Genomic DNA, 18,178 nt, shown 5'->3' with positions numbered 1-18,178 from the left:
AGCGTATAAAGTTAAAAAAGAAAATGGTGAGTCATGCAGGGCTCGAACCTGCGACCCTCTGATTAAAAGTCAGATGCTCTACCAACTGAGCTAATGACTCAAATAAAAAGCTGGGCTGGAAGGGATCGAACCTTCGCATGTCGGAATCAAAATCCGATGCCTTACCACTTGGCTACAGCCCAACGTAAATGGCGGTCTTGACGGGATTCGAACCCGCGATCTCCTGCGTGACAGGCAGGCATGTTAACCCCTACACCACAAGACCAGATTACGTTTTTATTTGAAATGGTGGAGGATGACGGGATCGAACCGCCGACCCCCTGCTTGTAAGGCAGGTGCTCTCCCAGCTGAGCTAATCCTCCATATATGGTGACCCGTACGGGATTCGAACCCGTGTTACCGCCGTGAAAGGGCGGTGTCTTAACCGCTTGACCAACGGGCCAGTGTATGTGTCTTCTAAGTAATTTTAAGTGGCGGAGACGGAGGGATTCGAACCCTCGCACCGGTTTCCCAGCCTACTCCCTTAGCAGGGGAGCCCCTTATAGCCTCTTGGGTACGTCTCCAAAATAAAATGGCTCCGCAAGTAGGATTTGAACCTACGACCTACCGGTTAACAGCCGGTTGCTCTACCACTGAGCTATTGCGGAACGTTGCTTGAAATTATCGAAGTAACGATTTATATTGTAACCGCAAACCAGAAACCTGTCAATCACTTTCTTAGAAAAACGTTTATTTCGCGTGCCGTCTCTCGGCGACTTCTATAAGATATCACGGCACAAAAAGACCGTCAACACTTTTTCTAAAAAAAATCAGGTAAAATGAAAAACATTTTACCTGATACGAGTTTCTTCTTATTTAACACTCGGTGCAAGCATCGTTAAACTAATCCGTCCACGATTCACATCGACTTGTTCGATCCACACGGTCACGATGTCACCAACCGCCACGACATCTAATGGATGCTTCACGTATCGATTCGATAATTTCGAAATGTGGACCAAACCATCCTGTTTCACCCCAATGTCAACGAACGCGCCAAAATCAATGACGTTTCGAACGGTTCCTTGGAATTCCATACCGACTTGAAGGTCTTCGAGACTCATGACGTCCGTGCGTAGTAATGGTTTCTGGATATCTTCTCGCGGGTCACGCCCTGGTTTGGCTAATGACTTCAAAATGTCTTCAACTGTCGGAAGCCCCGCCTCTAGTTCTTCACTCAAGGCTTTAGCGTCGACTTGTTGCAATCGTTCTCGAAGCGCAGCCGTACCGACCTCTGATTTTGAAGATCCGATCTCTTTTAAAATGGATAACGCGAGCGGATAGCTTTCCGGGTGAATCTCTGTCTGGTCGAGAACGTCCTTCCCGTTCATGATCCGTAAGAATCCAGCCGCCTGCTCAAACGCCTTCGCTCCAAGACGAGGTACTTTCTTAATTTCCTTTCTCGTTTCAAAGCGTCCATTCTCTTCACGATATGCCACAATATTTTTCGCCGTCGTTTTATTGAGTCCTGAGACGTACGTCAATAAAGACTCGGAAGCACGGTTCACATCAATTCCGACCATGTTGACCACGCTCTCGACGACGAACTCTAAGGAGGCTTTCAGTTTATTCTGGCTGACGTCATGCTGATATTGTCCGACACCGACTGATTGCGGGTCGACTTTGACAAGTTCCGCCATCGCGTCTTGAATTCGACGTGCAATCGAAACGGCTGACCGTTCCTCAACTTTCAAATCCGGGAATTCACTTCGTGCGACTTCCGATGCCGAGTAGACACTTGCCCCCGCTTCGTTCACAATCGCGTAAGCAATATCACGTTCCGCTTTCTTCAACCAGTCGGCGACGAATTGTTCCGTCTCCCGTGAGGCGGTCCCGTTTCCGACGACGATAACCGAGATTGGATATTTCTTCGCGAGTCTCGTCAGTACTTTTTCAGCGCCGGCGATATCATGTTTCGGTGCCGTCGGATAGAAGACACCGACCTCTTCGACTTTTCCGATTTCATTGACGACTGCCCATTTACACCCAGTTCGATAAGCCGGGTCGATCCCTAAGACGACGACCTCGCGAAGGGGCGGCTGCATATAGAGTTGTTTCAAGTTTTTCGAGAAGACATCGATCGCCTGCTCTTCTGCTTTTTCCGTCAACTCCCCACGAATCTCCCGTTCGATAGCCGGGAAGACCGACTTCTTGTACGCCTCCGTCACAGCCGTCTCGACAACCTCACGTTTTTCTTTCGGAAGTCGTTCATATGTACGGAGGGCTTGATCCATGAAACGCGTCTCGTCGAACACTACTTTCACTTGGAGCACGTCCGTACGTTCCCCACGGTTCAAGGCGAGTACACGGTGTGGGACAATGCCAGCAATCTTCTCTTCATATTCATAATACTGCGCAAAAATCTCTTTTTCGTCTCCCGCTTGTTTTTTCTTCTTCGAACGCAAAAGTCCTTCTTTGCGTACGCGGTCACGAAGCATCTGGCGCAGTTTCGCTTCCTCTCCCCATTCTTCACCGATGATGGCATGGACGAGCGGCAACGCTTCCTCTACCTCGACGTCTTGAGCGAGTTCTTTTACCTTGTCTGAAGAATAGGGTGATTTGTCCCGGAACCAATCCGCAAGCGGCTGCAGTCCTTTCTCGCGTCCCTGTTCTGCTTTCGTACGTCGTTTTGGACGATACGGCAAATAAATGTCTTCTACTTGTTGAAGCGTAGTCGCCGCCTCTAACGCTCTAGATAATTCAGGCGTGGATTTTTCCAACTCTTCTAATTTAGCAATGACATCCGCCTTGCGTTTTTGTAGACTCTCTTCATATTGAAGAGCATCCAAGATTCCTTTGATTTCAACTTCGTCCAAATTTCCCGTCATTTCCTTCCGATACCGGGCCATGAACGGAATCGTCGCCCCTTCAGATGCGAGCTGCTGAACCGTCTCGACTTGGTTCACTTTCAAGTTTAACGCGTTAGCCACTTTCGTAATCACTTGAATCACTTCCTTTTTTGATCTCTTTCAAAGTGTAGCAAACATTCAAACAAAAAAGCGATGACTCGATTAGTCATCGCTTGAGAATACTTCATTGAGTGGAACCTTGATGGCTTCACGCAGCTTTTCGAGTGCTCGCCGTTGCAAACGGGAGACATGCATCTGCGAGATTCCAAGAAGTTCTCCTGTTTCTTTTTGACTCATATTCTTATAGTAAGCGCATTCCAAGATGGCGCGTTCACGCTCGTTTAAGACATTGAACGCTTTCTCTAGAATGAGGCGCTGGTCGACCGATTCATACCCGCGCTCTTGGCTACCGACCAAGTCGAGTAATGTGACCGTACTACCTTCGTTATCCGCTTCGATTGAACTATCAACCGACAAGGCTTGATAACTTTTGCCCATCTCGAGCGTTTCGAGAATTTCTTCATCGGACACGCCGAGGTGGTCGGCAATCTCATCGATTCGTGGCGAACGTTGTAATTCGGTCGTCAACTCTTCGACCGTCTTTTTAATCTTTGGTCCGAGTTCTTTGATTCGACGCGGTACGTGGACACTCCACGTCTTGTCACGAATAAATCGTTTGATTTCCCCGATGATGGTCGGGACAGCAAACGACTCGAAGCTACGACCAAATTCCGGGTCAAATCGACGAAGTGCCGCCAGTAACCCAATCATCCCAACTTGCACAAGATCGTCGTGAATCGCACGGCCACGCGAGAATTTACGCGCGAGTGCTTCAACGAGGTCAGAATAGCGGTTGATGAGGAGCATTTGCACTTCTTCGTTTTGATCGTCTTGTTGATAGCGTTCAATCCACTCTAGTACCTCGTCATCACTGTGATGGCGTTGTTGAGATTTTGCTGGCACTCTGATCCACCTCGTCCCTATTGAGGAGTTTTGTCATCGTCACTTTGACACCGCTGTCTTTATTGATCGAGACATCGTCCATTAATGCTTCGATCAAGAAGAGACCAAGTCCTCCTTCATGGAGCGATTCAATTTCGGTCGTTTCTTCGACCGGAGCGGCTTGACGCTTCACATCATCTGCGAACGTCTTGCCGGAATCCTCAATCGTGATTTCAAGACGATCTGCATAGACGCCACAAGCGAGTTTGACCTCTCCATCTTGATGATCGTCATAAGCATGTTGGACGGCGTTGCCACATGCTTCCGAGACCGCGATTTTAATATCTTCGATCTCGTCGTACGTATATCCCATACGGTTAGCGATTCCTGAAACGACTAATCGAACCACACCGACATATTCGGGTTTGGCCGGGAACGTCATGACCGTCTGTTCAACATTGTTCATTGCGTGCCACCTCTTACGTTCGAATTAATAGAAAGAAGTTTGTGAAGACCCGTCAATTCGAATAGACGATTGACTCGGTCTGTGACTCCGACAAGTGACAACTCTTTTTCGTTGCGCGTGGCAATTTTTAATGCCCCGACGAACACGCCAAGACCTGTCGAATCCATATACTCCACTTCGTCTAAATGAACGACCACATCTTGTTCACTGATGGCCGGATGCAATACTTCTTTCAATTTTGGTGCAGTATATGTATCCACTTCTCCGGATACGTAAAGGTGTAATTGTTCTCCAATGACTTGCTCGCGAATCGCTAAATCCATCGTCTATTCCCTCCTAAATGTCCGTACAGAAAAATTGAGTACGATTAAATTAAATTCCCCTCTGACAAAATCTTAAACCACTTTTTAAAAAAAGTTTAAAAAAAGACCGATACCTATGTACCAGTCTTATCTATGTAAGGCTAGAGAGGGATCAATCCCATACTGATCTCTAGCGCTCTGTCCACTTTATGCATCGTCTCATCATCGAGATGAGTGACTTTATCCGTCAGACGACGCTTATCAATCGTTCGAATCTGTTCAAGCAAAATCACAGAGTCTCGTTCGAGTCCGTGCTTCTCTTGATATACTTCCACATGAGTCGGCAGTTTTGCTTTTTGAATCTGAGCTGTAATCGCAGCGACAATGACGGTCGGGCTAAAGCGATTGCCGATGTCGTTCTGTACGATCAGAACGGGTCGAACGCCACCTTGCTCTGAGCCGACTACGGGCGACAGATTCGCATAAAACACGTCACCACGCTTTACGATCACGCTGCTCACACCCCACTTACTTGACGTAAGAGAGCGTGTTCGGCTTCGGTTTCAATCATTAGCATCTCTTCTGCCATATTCAAGTTAAACGCGGCCATCTCTTGATAGCCTTTCGCCAATTCTTCACGCAGTGTTTGTTGTCGATCAGCAATTTCTTTAGACAAGTATGTCACTACATCGTTCAAGGACAGTGTTTCACGGTCTTTCATCGAAATCGGACCCCCTTGTTGCGAGAACCGATCTGGGACGGACGCTAGCGCACCCGCAGTTCGCTGCTTCAACATCTTACACCTCCAGAATCGTTTCATGGACTGGCGGAAATTCTCCCGCGTTCTTTATCAATATAACACGCGGGAATGGGAAAATATAGAGAAATCGAGAAAGAATTCAGATAATTTCACACGATTTATGATTCACACATAAAGACGTGGCAATCGGCTCGTGAATTGGCAAACGATCTCATAGTTGATCGTCCCAAGATATGAGGCGAGTTCATCAATGGCGACGTTTCCACCGACAAGGGTCACGTCCGTCCCGACCGGAAACTCTTTTGGAAGCCGGATCATGAAACGGTCCATACAGACGCGTCCCACGATCGGACAACGAATCCCATTGACCTCCACTTCAAACCCGCTCGCCTTTCGTAACCACCCGTCCGCATATCCGACTGGAACGGTACCAATCCATTCATCGGCTGACGTTGTATACGTCGCACCGTAACTGATGGTCTGACCTGCCTCTAGCCGCTTCACCTGCATGAGCTGACTTTTTAGCGTGAAGGCCGGGCGCAGGAACGAATAGAACGTCTCCATCTCACGTGACGGATATAACCCATAGAGCGCGATGCCGACACGAACCAGATTATAAGGAACATCTTGTCCGGCCATTCGGATTGCACCGGCCGAGTTCGACGTATGGATATAGCGGAACCGCTCGTGGAGCCCATCCATCAAACGCTCGAACCGCTCTTGCTGTGTATAATACAGATTGCTATCGAGCTCATCCGCCGTTGCGAAGTGGGTATAGATTCCTTCCACCACAAACGAATCGGTCGCTTCTTCAAGTAAGGCATCCAACTGTTCACGGGTACGAAGTCCGAGGCGTCCCATCCCGGTATCGACTTTGATATGAACCGTCAACGGCTTTTCTTCTATATATGGAGCTGCCTCTCGTAACCATTCGGCAGAAAATACGGACAACGTGATTTCCTGTGCTGCCGCCACTCCGGCATATTCAGGGAATTGCGCTTCCATGACGAGAATCGGTGCTTCGATTCCCGCATCGCGGAGTTCGAGCGCTTCCTCGAGTAACGCGACCCCGAGCATCGTCGCTCCGTTCTCAAGGGCAATTTTCGCCACTTCGACGGCCCCGTGTCCGTAGGCGTTCGCTTTGACGACTGCCATGAGGTCCTGCGGAATTCGTTTCGTTAATTCTTTTATATTATGGGCGATGGACGCCCGATCAATCTCGATTCGACTAGGACGAAACATGGTGTCCCTCCTCTTCTAAGATGACTTGTGCGATGGCGTATGTTTGACTATGGCTGATGCTGACATGAATCTTCCCCGTAAACGGTGCGGTCATGACAGGTCGACCCGTCTCATCCGGTAAAATTTCAATATGACGCCACGATAACCCGTGTGCGATGCCAGTCCCGATTGCCTTGGCATAAGCTTCTTTTGCAGCAAAGCGACCCGAGACAAACTCGATTTGACGCGGGAGCGGATACTGTTGAGACAATTCATATTCCGCATCGGTGAGCAGCCGTTTTAAAAAACGTGGTTGTTTCATCGAGCGAGCCATCCGATCAAGCTCGACGATATCGACTCCAATTCCTACAATCACGGGACACTCGCTCCTTTCCTTTTCTCCCCGTTTCCTTATACAATTGAGGAAAGAGGTGATGTTATGTTTAGTCGTACGGAAAATGTTCAAACGTTTGTACGGGCATATCCACTCGTAACGCTGTTCATTGTAATCCAACTCCTTGTGTTTGTCATCGATTCTTTCGCACCTGGTTTACGAATCGTGGCGACGGGAGGGTCGTTCCATTTGGCACTCGCGGACGGACAATGGTACCGCTTGGTCACGGCCAACTTCATTCATTTGAGTCTCGGTCACTTGCTGTTCAACTCGTTCGCACTGATCATCTTCGGACCAGCGATGGAACGAATGGTCGGACACGTGAAATTTGCCTTGTTTTATGTATTCGCTGGAGCGCTCGCCAACCTGCTCACGTATTTCACTGTCAGCAACTTGTTTTATCTTCAGGCCGGGGCGTCAGGCGCCATCTTGGCCATTCTCGGATTCTACGTATTCATCGGTCGTTTCCGTCGCACGTTGATGTACAGCCAAGATGCCCGCTTGGTCTACATCTTCGTCGCCATCAGTGCCGTTTTCACATTGATTGGTTCGAACGTTTCCCTTTGGGGACATGTGTACGGCTTCTTGGCAGGATTCTTACTTGCCATCCCACTCTCACGTTTCGCCGTCCCGTATACGCGCCCGATGCGCTACGGGAAGTATAAGCAACGTTCGTACGCGCCCCCTGTCATTCATTCCGGGGACGGAAAATGGTTTTTCTACATCATCATCGGACTGGCCATCTTCGGATTATTGGCACAGTTCTTATAACGAAAAGGGTGACACGTTGCGTGTCACCCTTTGTCGCTACGTTAACAATGTCAGCATCAGAGCTTTTTGTGCATGCAGACGATTCTCAGCTTGATCGAACACCCATGACTGCGGTCCATCAATCACATCAGCCGTCACTTCTTCTCCGCGATGCGCCGGCAAACAATGAAGGAAGATGGCGTCGGTGTTCGCAAGAGTCATCAACTCTTCATTCACTTGAAAACCGTTAAACTTCATCAGCCGCTCCTCTGCTTCTCCCTCCTGCCCCATGCTTGCAAAGACGTCAGTATAGACAATATCTGCCTCATTCGCAGCAAGCGATGGGTTTTCGAACAACGCGATGCTTCCTCCCGTTGATTCAGCCAACTTCTTCGCTTTCTCATAAATGCCTTGATCAACGGTGTATCCGTTTGGTGAGGCGATGCGGATATGCATCCCACTCAGTGCCCCACCGATCATAAGCGAATGTGCCATATTATTGCCGTCGCCGATATACGTCAATACTTTTCCGGCACGACTCCCGAACCGCTCTTCAATCGTCAATAAATCCGCGAGCACTTGGCACGGATGATGCAAGTCTGTCAATCCATTGATGATTGGGATTGACCCGTGTTGTGCCAACGTCTCCACCGTTTCATGCGCATACGTCCGAATCATGAGTGCGTCCACATACCGACTCATCACTTGAATCGTATCGGTCAACGGTTCACCACGCCCGATTTGCAAATCTTGACCGCTGAGAAAGAGTGGGTATCCACCTAATTCGACGACCCCGACTTCAAATGACATACGCGTCCGTGTCGATGCCTTTTCAAATAGCAATGCGACTTTCTTCCCTGTCAGCACCGTTGCATAAGATTGAGGTGAACGTTTCACTTCGTGTGCCAATTGCATCAACGAATCGAGCGTATCCGGTGTCAATTCCTCCATCGTTAAAAAATGTTGTATCGTCTTCACTGTCATTTGGCTACTCCCTCTCTCATTTGAATGGATTGCAAAGACTGAACCGGATTGCCAGTCCGTGACTGACTCATCTGATAATACTGAGCTAACTGTTTGGACGAAATGATATGCACCCCATGGCGAACGGCGATTTCACGTGTTGCTCGTTCGTCAGCCGCATCCGAGAACAATACGGCGACATCTTGAAAATCAATGACGTCTGCGAGTGGTGTATTTCCGACGTGTTCAAACCCTTTCCCGAATACAAGCTGCGGACGATTCATCACCCGTGTGGTCAGCGCATCATACGTAAAGCGCTCCGGCACATATGAATGTGAACTGAATTGAAGTGTCTCGCCTGTCGAACGCATGACCGGACCTGTCATCGGGTCTACGCCTGGCAGTTTGACGTTCGAGAAGATCGGAGTCTTTACCGCATAGTTTGTCAATCTCGAGGGATGTGTCGGAACGAAATCGTTCAATGCGAGACCGTACGCCGCGTAGGTCGCCCATTCGATTAACGGCTCACCTGTCACTTTGCTGACAATCGGCACAGTCCGCGACGCACGCGGATTGATTTCAAGGACGTAGATCGTGTCTTCCTTCAACACGAACTGAATGTTCAGAGCTCCTTTATAGTCGAGCGCCTGTCCGATTCGTTTCGCAATCGACTCCACTTGCTCTTGAATCGCCAGACTCGTCTCGACCGGCGGCAAGATCATCGTCGAGTCTCCCGAGTGGACACCCGCCGCTTCGATTTGTTCCAGGACGACGGGCACATATACCGTTTCCCCGTCCGTCACACAATCCACTTCAAGCTCACGCCCTGCGACGTATTGGTCGACTAGCGTCGGATAGGCAAGGTTCGGTAACACCTCTGCTAACTGTTCCTCTGAATGAATGAGTAACATGCCCTTTCCTCCAATCACGTAGGACGGGCGCAAGATACATGGATAGCCTAACTGTTGGATGGCTTCCTGCAACTGCATCGGGGAAGTGACTTCTTCCCCCGGGATGTGTTCGACTTCAATCGAATCAAGGAACTGATAGAAACGTTCCCGATCTTCCATTTGGTCGATGGTGTCTGCGGATGCACCGAGCAAGTGATACCCCGCCGCTTCTAAATCATGAGCGAGTGCAATACCCGTCTGTCCACCGAACTGGATTAAGACATCGCGGCACCCTTCCGCTTCTAACACGTGCATGACATCTTCACTCGTCAGCGGTTCGACATACAGTTTGTCTGCAATCGAGAAGTCCGTCGATACGGTCTCCGGGTTGTTGTTGATCATAATCGTTTCGATACCAAGTTTTTGAAGGGCCCAGACCGCATGAACCGAACTGTAATCGAACTCGATTCCCTGCCCGATTCGAATCGGACCTGCCCCAATGATAGCAACCTTCCGTTTTCCACTCGGCTTCACTTCGGACGTTCCGTGCCATGAACCGTAAAAATACGGGGTTTTGCTTTCGAACTCGGCCGCACACGTATCAATCATCTGATATACCGGTTGAATCGAGGCCGCCTCTCGGAACGCCTTGATCTCCTCGGTTTGCATATGCATCACGGCGGCAATTTGCGCGTCCGTGAAACCAAGTCGCTTCGCTTGAAGCAACTGGACCGGATTCGTCAAATCTTCCTTCGTCATCTGAATAAGTCGTTTTAACATGTGAATGAAGTGAGGGGTGATGCCCGTAACCTGCTGTAATGCATCGGCCGACATCAACTCACGGTCGAGCAAAGCGAGACAAGCGTGCAATCTACGATCGGTCGGCGCCTCGACTTCGCCCATCAAAACGTCGACTGTGGCTCCCTGCATCCACTTCGGATAAAGCGGTGCCTGTTCGATTCCGGCACCACGCCATGCCTTCTGTAACGCTTCTTCTAACGTTTTTCCCATCGCCATACTCTCACCGGTCGCCTTCATCTGTGGTCCGAGTGCGCGTTCTGTTTCCGCGAACAAGTCGAACGGGAAACAGGGTACTTTCGCCGTAATGTAATCAAGTGCCGGTTCAAAGCTCGCCATCGTATTCGTTGTGACTGGATTGATACAGTGATCTAACGGTTCACCTAAAGCGAGACGTGTCGCAATTTTGGCAATCGGATAGCCGGTCGCTTTTGACGCAAGGGCCGAGCTCCGAGAGACACGAGGATTGACTTCAATCACGTAGTACTCCGATTGCGTCGGATGCACCGCGAACTGAATGTTACATCCACCAATCACACCGAGTTCGGAGACGATTCGAAACGCAGCGCTCCGTAACGTCTGATGCATTTGGTCCGATAAGGTTTGGGCCGGAGCGAACACGACGGAGTCCCCCGTATGCACACCGACCGGATCGATATTTTCCATGTTGCAGACGATGATGCACGTTCCGAGCGCGTCACGCATGACCTCATATTCAAATTCTTTATAGCCAGCGATGCTCTTCTCGACCAAACATTGTGAGATCGGGCTTGCCTCAAGACCCCGACGCGCCATCGTGTACGCCTCATCCTCCGTCATCGCAATCCCACCGCCGGTCCCACCGAGCGTGAACGCCGGACGGACGATGAGCGGAACACCGGTCGTCTCAATGAAAGCTGTCAGTTCTTCAATCGTCTCAATCGTCGTCGATGTCGGGATCGGCTCGTTCAACAGCTCCATCTTTTGTTTGAACCGCTCACGGTCTTCCCCGTCACGAATCGTGTCGAGTGATGTACCGAGCAGTTCGATTCCATATTGGGTCAACACGCCAGCTTCCTCGAGATCAAGAGCCAAGTTCAACGCCGTCTGTCCCCCGACCGTCGCAAGGACGTGCGTCGGACGTTCTTTTTCAATGATCTCGGTCGCTTTTTGAACGGTCATCGCCTCAATATACGTCGCGTCCGCCATTCCTGGGTCCGTCATGATTGTGGCAGGATTGGAGTTCAATAAGACGACTTCACAACCGGCTTCACGAAGCGCCTGACACGCCTGCGTTCCGGAATAATCAAACTCTGCGGCCTGCCCAATCACGATGGGTCCCGATCCGATAACGAGTACTTTTTTATGCATACACGTTCACTCCTTGCTGAATCATTTCATCAAAACGGTCGAAGACGGTCTGCGCGTCCGTTGGTCCGGGACTCGCCTCCGGATGGAACTGTGTCGTGAAAATGGATGCATTCGGATGAATCAACCCTTCCACCGAGTGATCGTTCACGTTCTCATAAAGCAGTTCAAGCGGGCTCTGTTCGATACTCATACGCGCGACCACATAACCGTGATTTTGCGACGTCATCCATACTTCGTTCGTCTTGACGTTTCGGACCGGGTGATTCGAGCCACGATGTCCGTATGTTTGCTTTTCAATCTTGCAACCGAACGCGAGCGCGAGCAGTTGATGCCCCATACAAATCCCGAGGGTCGGATACGATAACGCCAATTCCCGGATGACTTCAATCTGCCCCATGTGGTCTCGCGGGTCCCCGGGCCCGTTCGATACTAAAATCCCATCCGGTCGCAATGCCTCGACGACCTCTTTTGACGTCTGGTACGGAACACTCGTCAAACGATACCCACGTTTCACCATTTCACCAATCATCGACGCCTTCACCCCGAAGTCGAGACAGACGATATGCCCTTTCTCTCCGTTCCCTTCCTGAACGATAGACGTTGTTGTGACGCGCTCTGTTAGATGACGAACATCTGGAACTTCCAACGTTTCATGTATGTCCGCTGCCATCATTCCAAACTGATCGCCTTCATCACGCAACACATGAACGAGTGCACGCACATCGACTTGTGACAGAACCGGAATCCCTTCCTGCTCTAACCAATCCTTTAAGTCAGACTGATCCCCAGAATCGGCAAGTGATTGCACGAGGACGCCGGCCACTTGAATGCGAGCACTTTCGCTCCCGTCTGATTCCAGTCCATATTGTCCGATCAGCGGATAAGTGAACGCGATGATCTGTCCAGCATATGACGGGTCGGTCAACACTTCTTGATAGCCCGTCATCCCGGTGAAGAACACGACTTCACCACTTGCGTGTCGCGCACTCGTCTCCCATGTTCCTGTAAAGTACTTCCCGTTCATTAAGCTGATGCTTCCGTTCATACGACGCCCTCCTTCTGTAAGATTTGTTCAAGTTTCGTCAATGCTTCGTCAATCTCCGATTTCGTGACCAGTAGTGAAGGCAGGAAGCGGATGACGTGCGGCCCCGCCATGACGACCAATAAACCCGCCTCTGCCAATTCTGTGACCCAGTCTGCTACCGGTTCTGTCGAGACAAGCCCAATCATCAGCCCAAGTCCTCTCACTTCGACGAAACGTTCTCCATCCACGAAGCGACTGAGTCCTTCTTTCAAATAATCTCCCATGTCTGTGACATGCTTAAAAGACTCGGGTGTGAAGAGGACATCGAGTGTCGCTTCTGCCGCAGCCATCGCCACTGGATTTCCACCGAAGGTCGAACCGTGACTCCCAGGACCAAAGACCGTCGCCGCTTCCGCCGTCGTCAATATTGCGCCGACCGGAATGCCACTCCCCAATCCTTTCGCTAACGTGATGATATGAGGACGGAGCGGTGTTTGTTCGTATGCGAAACGTGTCCCTGTACGCGCGATGCCGGTCTGCACTTCATCGACGACGATTTTGACATCGTATTTGTCAGCTGCTTCCTGTAAGGCCTGCAACCACAGGGGATCCGCGACGACCACACCGCCTTCACCTTGTACGATCTCGAGCCAAACAGCAGACGTCTCATCATCGATCCAGTCAAGAGCCTCTATATCGTTGAACGGTGCATGAATAAAGTCACTCACCATCGGTCCAAATCCATGTTTCACCTTCTCTTGACCAGTCGCCCCGAGCATAGCGAATGTACGTCCGTGAAACGACTGCGTGAATGTGATGATTTTTGTTTTCTGCGTCCACTTTCGGACTAACTTAAAGGCCGCCTCATTCGCTTCTGTCCCACTGTTACAAAAGAAGGCATGCGTCAGATGTGTTCCTTCCGTCAACTTTTCAGCGACACGTTGCTGACCAGATATCAAATAGAGGTTGGATGTATGCCACACCCGGTTCAATTGTTCTTCAATTTTCTGCTGCACGTATGGATGACGATGCCCCGTCCCACATACGGCAATGCCCATCACAAAGTCTAAGTACGTCTTTCCTGAAACATCCGTCACGTACGACCCGCTCGCCTGCGCGATCTCAATCGTTCGTTTCCCGTATGTCGGTAAAAGCGAATTCATAGTTCCCCTCCCATAATCTTGTCCCTGCGAGCATCGCGTCACGACCATCTCGGATGCGGGCACTTTTTACCCCTCCTGCCACTGCTGCCAATAGCGCCTCTACTTTCGGCACCATCCCTCCATCAATTTCTCCAGATGCGATGGCTTCTCGAATGTCCCGTTCAGTTAGCGTCGTCTGAAATTCACCGTGTATGCGAATACCGTTCACATCGGTCAATAGTTCCAATTCATCCGCTTGTAACGAAATGGCAAGTGCCACCGCACAATCATCGCCATTACAGTTCAGCGGTCCTTCCGCGCCGGCAATCACCGATGTCACAACCGGAACATGTCCGGAATCCATCAGCCGTTCGAACACGTCATTTCGAATCGAAATCACCTCACCGACTTTCCCAAGTCCATTCAGAGGTTGACCGAAAATCGCACTCCCGTCGACCCCCGATAAACCAAACGCATCGAGGTCATATCGAGCCAATGTCGACACGACGTTCGTCTGCATTTCTCCTGCCAACACACGCCAAGCACCAATCAACACCTCATCTGTCGTCACGCGACGTCCGGCCAAGAACAACGGTTCAATTTGTTGAGACATGCAATAAGCCGATAGTTTCGGCCCACCTCCATGTACGATGAGCAAATCATTTCCTTCTTCCATCCATCCTCGCCACTCTTCAAAGTACGAAGGTGTCATCGACTCCCAGACACTGCCCCCAAGTTTGATGACTTTCCGCTTCTTCATGTCCGGTAACTCGCATTGATTTTGACGTAGTCGTAGGTTAAGTCACATCCGTATGCCTGACCGAACCCTTCCCCGCCATGCAAGTCGACTGTGATGGTGACGACGTCCCGACTCATCTCTTCGGTCGCATACGCCTCATCAAACCAGACAGGCGTACTGTCCTTTAAAACAAGTTGACTCCCGATTTGAATATCGATCGCCTCCACGTTCACAGGGAACGGGACGGCGCCGATTGCGGCAATGATTCGTCCCCAGTTGGCATCCTGTCCATATACCGCTGTCTTCACCAGAGAGGACCCGACGATTTGCTTGGCAATCGTTCTGGCTTGTTGGTCGGATGTTGCGCCACTGACATTCACTTCTATGAGTTTCGTCGCTCCTTCCCCATCTTTTGCAATCGCTTTGGCAAGCTCTAAACATACATCTGTCAAAGCCTGTTGGAACGCGATGTGTGCGGAAGTCCCCTCTTTGATTTCTTCCATTTCTACTGCCCCGCTCGCCATGACGAGGACCATATCGTTTGTCGAGCTGTCCCCGTCCACCGTGATGTTATTGAACGAGGCGTCGACGCTTTTCTTTAATGTCTGCTGCAACAGTTCCGGTGCGATGACCGCATCTGTCGTCACAAACCCGAGCATCGTTGCCATATTCGGGTGAATCATCCCCGACCCTTTGGCGACGCCTGAGATCGTCACGGTCGCTTCCCCTTCTTTGTAATGGACACTAGTTTGTTTCGTCCCGGTATCTGTCGTCAAAATGGCTTCAGCGAACGATTGTCCATCTTTCCATGTCTTGGACGGTTGCAGATGACCAATCCCGTTTATGAGCGGGACCATCGGAAGCGGTTGACCGATGACGCCCGTTGAAGCGATGGCCACTTCTTCCGGTTTTACACCTATATGTTTTGCCGTCATGTCGCGCATCGTGTAGGCGTCCTTTAGCCCTTGTTCACCTGTACAGGCGTTCGCGTTCCCGCTATTGATTAACACGGCTCGAAGATAGCCGTTTGTTTCGGCTAATGACGCTTTTGTCACTTGAATCGGTGCGGCTTGAAAGTGGTTTGTCGTGTAGACGGCCGCCGCGCTCGCTAGTCGTTCACAAACGAGCAGCGCCAAATCTTTCCGTTTTCGTTTTAGTCCCGCATGAATGCCGCACGCTTGAAATCCTTTCGGTGATACGATGCCCGGTTTTTGGGTCGCCATGATGTCGATCATGCTTCATCCTCCTAAATGTATTGTGGTTGATTCAATAGTCCGAGCGTCTCATCGAATCCGAATCGAACGTTCGCATTTTGAAGGGCTTGCCCGGCCGCCCCTTTTTGCATATTGTCGATGACCGATACGATAGTCAGTCGATGCGTCCGTTCTTCTTTGTACACCCAGAGGTCGCAGTAATTCGAACCGACCGTCGATTTGATTTCCGGCTCTCCCCGCTGCACGCGAATGAACGGTTCATCCATATATGCGGCTTGAAGACGCTTCACCCATTCATCCTCTGACACGTCATCGTTCGGTAGAACCGTGATTGTCGCCATGATCCCGCGATTAATCGGCAGCAAGTGGGTCGACATCGAGACTGTCGCTTCTGCGCCACCCATGTGGTACAAGGTCTGTTCGATTTCAGGGATGTGCTGATGCGAATGAATCTTATATAACTGCACATTCTCATTCGATTTGGCATGATGGGTCTTCTCACTCAATCCTTTGCCAGCGCCCGTGATGCCGGAGCAGGCCGAAACCACGATGTGTGCCGGGTCGATCCAATCGTGCTGAACGAACGGCAATAACGCGAGTGAGACAGCGGTCGCATAACAACCCGGATTCGAAATCCATTTCGCTTTCGTCAACAACTCTCGATTCCACTCGGTCAATCCATAGACAGCTTCTCGTTGAATCGTTTCGGTCACAGGCGGCTTCCCGTACCATGTTTCATACAAGCCGGATGGTAATCGTAAGTCCCCACTCAAATCGATGACCACTCCAGGAAAAGATGCTAACTGTCGAATATAGTCAGCAGACACGCCGCTCGGAGTCGCAAGGAATACCACATCAATCCCAGCTAGGGCGTCTGCTTGAAACGGTTCAAGTATTTTTGGATCCGCTTGTAACCACGGATATAGTTCCGACAAGGTCATCCCGGCGCTCGAGTCGCTGATTGCTTTTCCTAAACGGATAGTCGGATGTTGCTCGATCAGTTTTAACAATTCCAAACCGGCATAACCTGTTACGCCGACGATGCCACACGTAATCATCTCTCTACCTCCTCAGAAGAATAAAATGATTGAACCATATGCATATTTATTCTGTCAATTGTATTTTTATTCATACGTGATAGAACGTTCCTTTTTTATTGGTGTATGAGGGTTTTGGTAAATAAAAAAAAGTCCGATGCGCATGCACCGGACCTGTGATTAGATTTGATTTTTATGACGAGCCTCTTGAAGCGCATCGACTAAGTCTTTCACGTCTTCGACGAGGTTTTGAATCGTATCTTGGTTTTCTTCGTAAAGCGATTTCCATTCCATGACACGGTCTTTCAAGTTGCCTTTCGATGACGCTTGTAGACCGACCGCATGTGCCTCAGTCGACGTGTTCGATGATTTCAACTTCGACTTGATGCCTTTCAGTTGTCTCACTTGTTGATCGCGCGTTTCGCTATGGAGAAGTGATGCTGCTGCGCCGATTACCGCACCCGCAGCCATCCCCAACCAGAAATAATTCTTGTTCATAAAAATCCTCCCCTAACATGACGTTATCTTTTATTATAGATTATCTGACTCACTGACGACATAGTGTTTTATGACGGGACCTGCACCGCGCTGTTCGACCGCTCGCTTCAAGCGGTCTTCAAGGATTGCATAGTCCGCCGTATCACGAAAGTGTTTCCCACCAGACGTGAACTGAATAAAGACGACGGCATGATTATCATCCGGGTCGACACCTAATCGGTATGCCGAAAACCCATCATGACTGACACCGAGTGGCGCCTTTTCCGTCAACAAGTGGTGAAACAATAGGGAGCGGGCATTCTCATCTGCCGGAACGTTCGCGTATAAAATGTTCCCTTTTTTCACAAATTCGCCCGACGCCTCTTCAATTTCAAACACTTTACCGCTCTTGAACGGAGACTTCTCTCCTTCTGCGAGCAAAATCGTTTCGTGTCCATTCGCCGCGATGACGCCTGGCTCCTTTCGAAGACGCTCCGCCACGCTGCCTGACGCAAAAGTCATATAGAGCTTAGACAAGTTCCTCACACCCTTTCGCGAGTGTGATGTCTTTCTCCGTAATGCCCCCTTCGTCATGGGTCGATACGGTCAATGTCACGTTCCGATATTCAATCAAGATGTTCGGATGATGATCGAGCGATTCAGCCAAATCTGCTACAAGATGCACGAACTGAATGGCCTCCGGAAATGTTTCCAGCCGATACGTCTTTTGAATCTCCCCGTTCACTTCTTCCCAACCGTTCAACCGTGACAGTTCCTCTGTCAATTCACTTTGCGATAATACCATCGTCACAATCCCCTTT

19 protein-coding genes and 7 tRNA genes are annotated in these 18,178 nt (G+C 50.1%); 1 reads left to right on the top strand and 25 read right to left on the bottom strand.

Annotated features, from left to right (window positions below):
* Nucleotides 1-24: 24 nt before the first annotated feature.
* The 15 genes from Q9R25_RS12150 to acpS all read right to left on the bottom strand — a co-directional run bounded on the left by Q9R25_RS12150 (nt 25) and on the right by acpS (nt 6,955).
* Nucleotides 25-100: transfer RNA gene (locus Q9R25_RS12150), tRNA-Lys, on the bottom strand.
* A 10-nt stretch (nt 101-110) separates the two neighbouring features.
* Nucleotides 111-182: transfer RNA gene (locus tag Q9R25_RS12145), tRNA-Gln, on the bottom strand.
* Nucleotides 183-189: 7 nt separating this feature from the next.
* Nucleotides 190-265: transfer RNA gene (locus Q9R25_RS12140), tRNA-Asp, on the bottom strand.
* A 21-nt stretch (nt 266-286) separates the two neighbouring features.
* Nucleotides 287-362, bottom strand: a tRNA-Val gene (locus tag Q9R25_RS12135).
* Nucleotides 363-367: 5 nt separating this feature from the next.
* Nucleotides 368-442, bottom strand: a tRNA-Glu gene (locus Q9R25_RS12130).
* Nucleotides 443-471: 29 nt separating this feature from the next.
* Nucleotides 472-563 (bottom strand) — tRNA-Ser (locus Q9R25_RS12125).
* A gap of 9 nt (nt 564-572) precedes the next feature.
* Nucleotides 573-647, bottom strand: a tRNA-Asn gene (locus tag Q9R25_RS12120).
* Between the two features lie 204 nt (nt 648-851).
* Nucleotides 852-2,981 carry a Tex family protein gene (locus Q9R25_RS12115; protein ID WP_311283215.1) on the bottom strand — a complete coding sequence of 710 codons (2,130 nt, stop codon included), beginning with the start codon at nt 2,979-2,981 and terminating at the stop codon, nt 852-854.
* Nucleotides 2,982-3,050: 69 nt separating this feature from the next.
* Nucleotides 3,051-3,851 carry an RNA polymerase sigma factor SigB gene (gene sigB, locus Q9R25_RS12110; protein WP_015880560.1) on the bottom strand — a complete coding sequence of 267 codons (801 nt, stop codon included), beginning with the start codon at nt 3,849-3,851 and terminating at the stop codon, nt 3,051-3,053.
* Nucleotides 3,817-4,296, bottom strand: coding sequence for an anti-sigma B factor RsbW (gene rsbW / locus Q9R25_RS12105; RefSeq protein WP_074034849.1), 480 nt, complete (start codon nt 4,294-4,296; stop codon nt 3,817-3,819). Before rsbW ends, sigB begins: the two co-directional genes overlap by 35 nt.
* Nucleotides 4,293-4,619, bottom strand: coding sequence for an STAS domain-containing protein (locus Q9R25_RS12100; RefSeq protein WP_015880558.1), 327 nt, complete (start codon nt 4,617-4,619; stop codon nt 4,293-4,295). Before Q9R25_RS12100 ends, rsbW begins: the two co-directional genes overlap by 4 nt.
* A 140-nt stretch (nt 4,620-4,759) precedes the next feature.
* A complete protein-coding gene (locus tag Q9R25_RS12095) occupies nt 4,760-5,110 on the bottom strand; it encodes a type II toxin-antitoxin system PemK/MazF family toxin (RefSeq protein ID WP_026824472.1) in 351 nt (116 codons plus the stop codon).
* A 5-nt stretch (nt 5,111-5,115) separates the two neighbouring features.
* Nucleotides 5,116-5,394 (bottom strand): hypothetical protein, encoded by a 279-nt coding sequence (locus tag Q9R25_RS12090; protein WP_074034853.1) that lies wholly within the window; start codon nt 5,392-5,394, stop codon nt 5,116-5,118.
* A 129-nt stretch (nt 5,395-5,523) separates the two neighbouring features.
* Complete coding sequence (alr, locus tag Q9R25_RS12085) at nt 5,524-6,600, bottom strand: alanine racemase (protein WP_311283214.1); 1,077 nt, start codon at nt 6,598-6,600, stop codon at nt 5,524-5,526.
* Nucleotides 6,587-6,955: a holo-ACP synthase gene (acpS, locus tag Q9R25_RS12080; protein ID WP_074034857.1), complete on the bottom strand. Its 369-nt coding sequence runs from the start codon at nt 6,953-6,955 to the stop codon at nt 6,587-6,589. The genes alr and acpS overlap by 14 nt, the downstream gene beginning before the upstream one ends.
* Before the next feature lie 63 nt (nt 6,956-7,018).
* Between acpS and Q9R25_RS12075 the strand changes: the two genes are divergently transcribed.
* On the top strand, nt 7,019-7,744 hold the full coding sequence (locus Q9R25_RS12075) for a rhomboid family intramembrane serine protease (RefSeq protein WP_311283213.1): 726 nt from the start codon (nt 7,019-7,021) through the stop codon (nt 7,742-7,744).
* A 36-nt stretch (nt 7,745-7,780) separates the two neighbouring features.
* Here the strand turns inward: Q9R25_RS12075 and argF are convergent, their stop codons facing one another.
* From argF to Q9R25_RS12025, 10 genes are all read right to left on the bottom strand, one after another.
* Nucleotides 7,781-8,707, bottom strand: a complete 927-nt coding sequence (argF, locus tag Q9R25_RS12070) for an ornithine carbamoyltransferase (RefSeq protein ID WP_311283212.1) — start codon at nt 8,705-8,707, stop codon at nt 7,781-7,783.
* Nucleotides 8,704-11,724: a carbamoyl-phosphate synthase (glutamine-hydrolyzing) large subunit gene (gene carB / locus Q9R25_RS12065; RefSeq protein WP_311283211.1), complete on the bottom strand. Its 3,021-nt coding sequence runs from the start codon at nt 11,722-11,724 to the stop codon at nt 8,704-8,706. Before carB ends, argF begins: the two co-directional genes overlap by 4 nt.
* Nucleotides 11,717-12,769, bottom strand: a complete 1,053-nt coding sequence (locus Q9R25_RS12060) for a carbamoyl phosphate synthase small subunit (protein ID WP_311283210.1) — start codon at nt 12,767-12,769, stop codon at nt 11,717-11,719. The genes carB and Q9R25_RS12060 overlap by 8 nt, the downstream gene beginning before the upstream one ends.
* Entirely contained in the window at nt 12,766-13,911 is a 1,146-nt protein-coding gene (locus tag Q9R25_RS12055; RefSeq protein WP_214691292.1) for an acetylornithine transaminase, read from the bottom strand. The genes Q9R25_RS12060 and Q9R25_RS12055 overlap by 4 nt, the downstream gene beginning before the upstream one ends.
* Nucleotides 13,871-14,650, bottom strand: a complete 780-nt coding sequence (gene argB, locus Q9R25_RS12050) for an acetylglutamate kinase (RefSeq protein ID WP_311283209.1) — start codon at nt 14,648-14,650, stop codon at nt 13,871-13,873. The genes Q9R25_RS12055 and argB overlap by 41 nt, the downstream gene beginning before the upstream one ends.
* On the bottom strand, nt 14,647-15,864 hold the full coding sequence (gene argJ / locus Q9R25_RS12045; RefSeq protein WP_214691294.1) for a bifunctional glutamate N-acetyltransferase/amino-acid acetyltransferase ArgJ: 1,218 nt from the start codon (nt 15,862-15,864) through the stop codon (nt 14,647-14,649). Before argJ ends, argB begins: the two co-directional genes overlap by 4 nt.
* 11 nt (nt 15,865-15,875) lie before the next feature.
* A complete protein-coding gene (gene argC / locus Q9R25_RS12040) occupies nt 15,876-16,901 on the bottom strand; it encodes an N-acetyl-gamma-glutamyl-phosphate reductase (RefSeq protein ID WP_311283208.1) in 1,026 nt (341 codons plus the stop codon).
* A 159-nt stretch (nt 16,902-17,060) separates the two neighbouring features.
* The gene (locus Q9R25_RS12035; RefSeq protein WP_015880545.1) at nt 17,061-17,378 is read right to left on the bottom strand and encodes a hypothetical protein; all 318 of its coding nucleotides are present in this window, start codon (nt 17,376-17,378) and stop codon (nt 17,061-17,063) included.
* A 33-nt stretch (nt 17,379-17,411) separates the two neighbouring features.
* Nucleotides 17,412-17,894 (bottom strand): hypothetical protein, encoded by a 483-nt coding sequence (locus Q9R25_RS12030; RefSeq protein ID WP_230235411.1) that lies wholly within the window; start codon nt 17,892-17,894, stop codon nt 17,412-17,414.
* Nucleotides 17,887-18,162: a 4a-hydroxytetrahydrobiopterin dehydratase gene (locus Q9R25_RS12025; protein WP_078146155.1), complete on the bottom strand. Its 276-nt coding sequence runs from the start codon at nt 18,160-18,162 to the stop codon at nt 17,887-17,889. Before Q9R25_RS12025 ends, Q9R25_RS12030 begins: the two co-directional genes overlap by 8 nt.
* Nucleotides 18,163-18,178: the final 16 nt, after the last annotated feature.

This window comes from Exiguobacterium sp. BG5(2022) (assembly GCF_031844365.1).
In the GTDB taxonomy this organism is placed as follows: Bacteria; Bacillota; Bacilli; order Exiguobacteriales; family Exiguobacteriaceae; genus Exiguobacterium; species Exiguobacterium profundum.
This window is presented reverse-complemented; position numbering and strand designations above follow the sequence as displayed.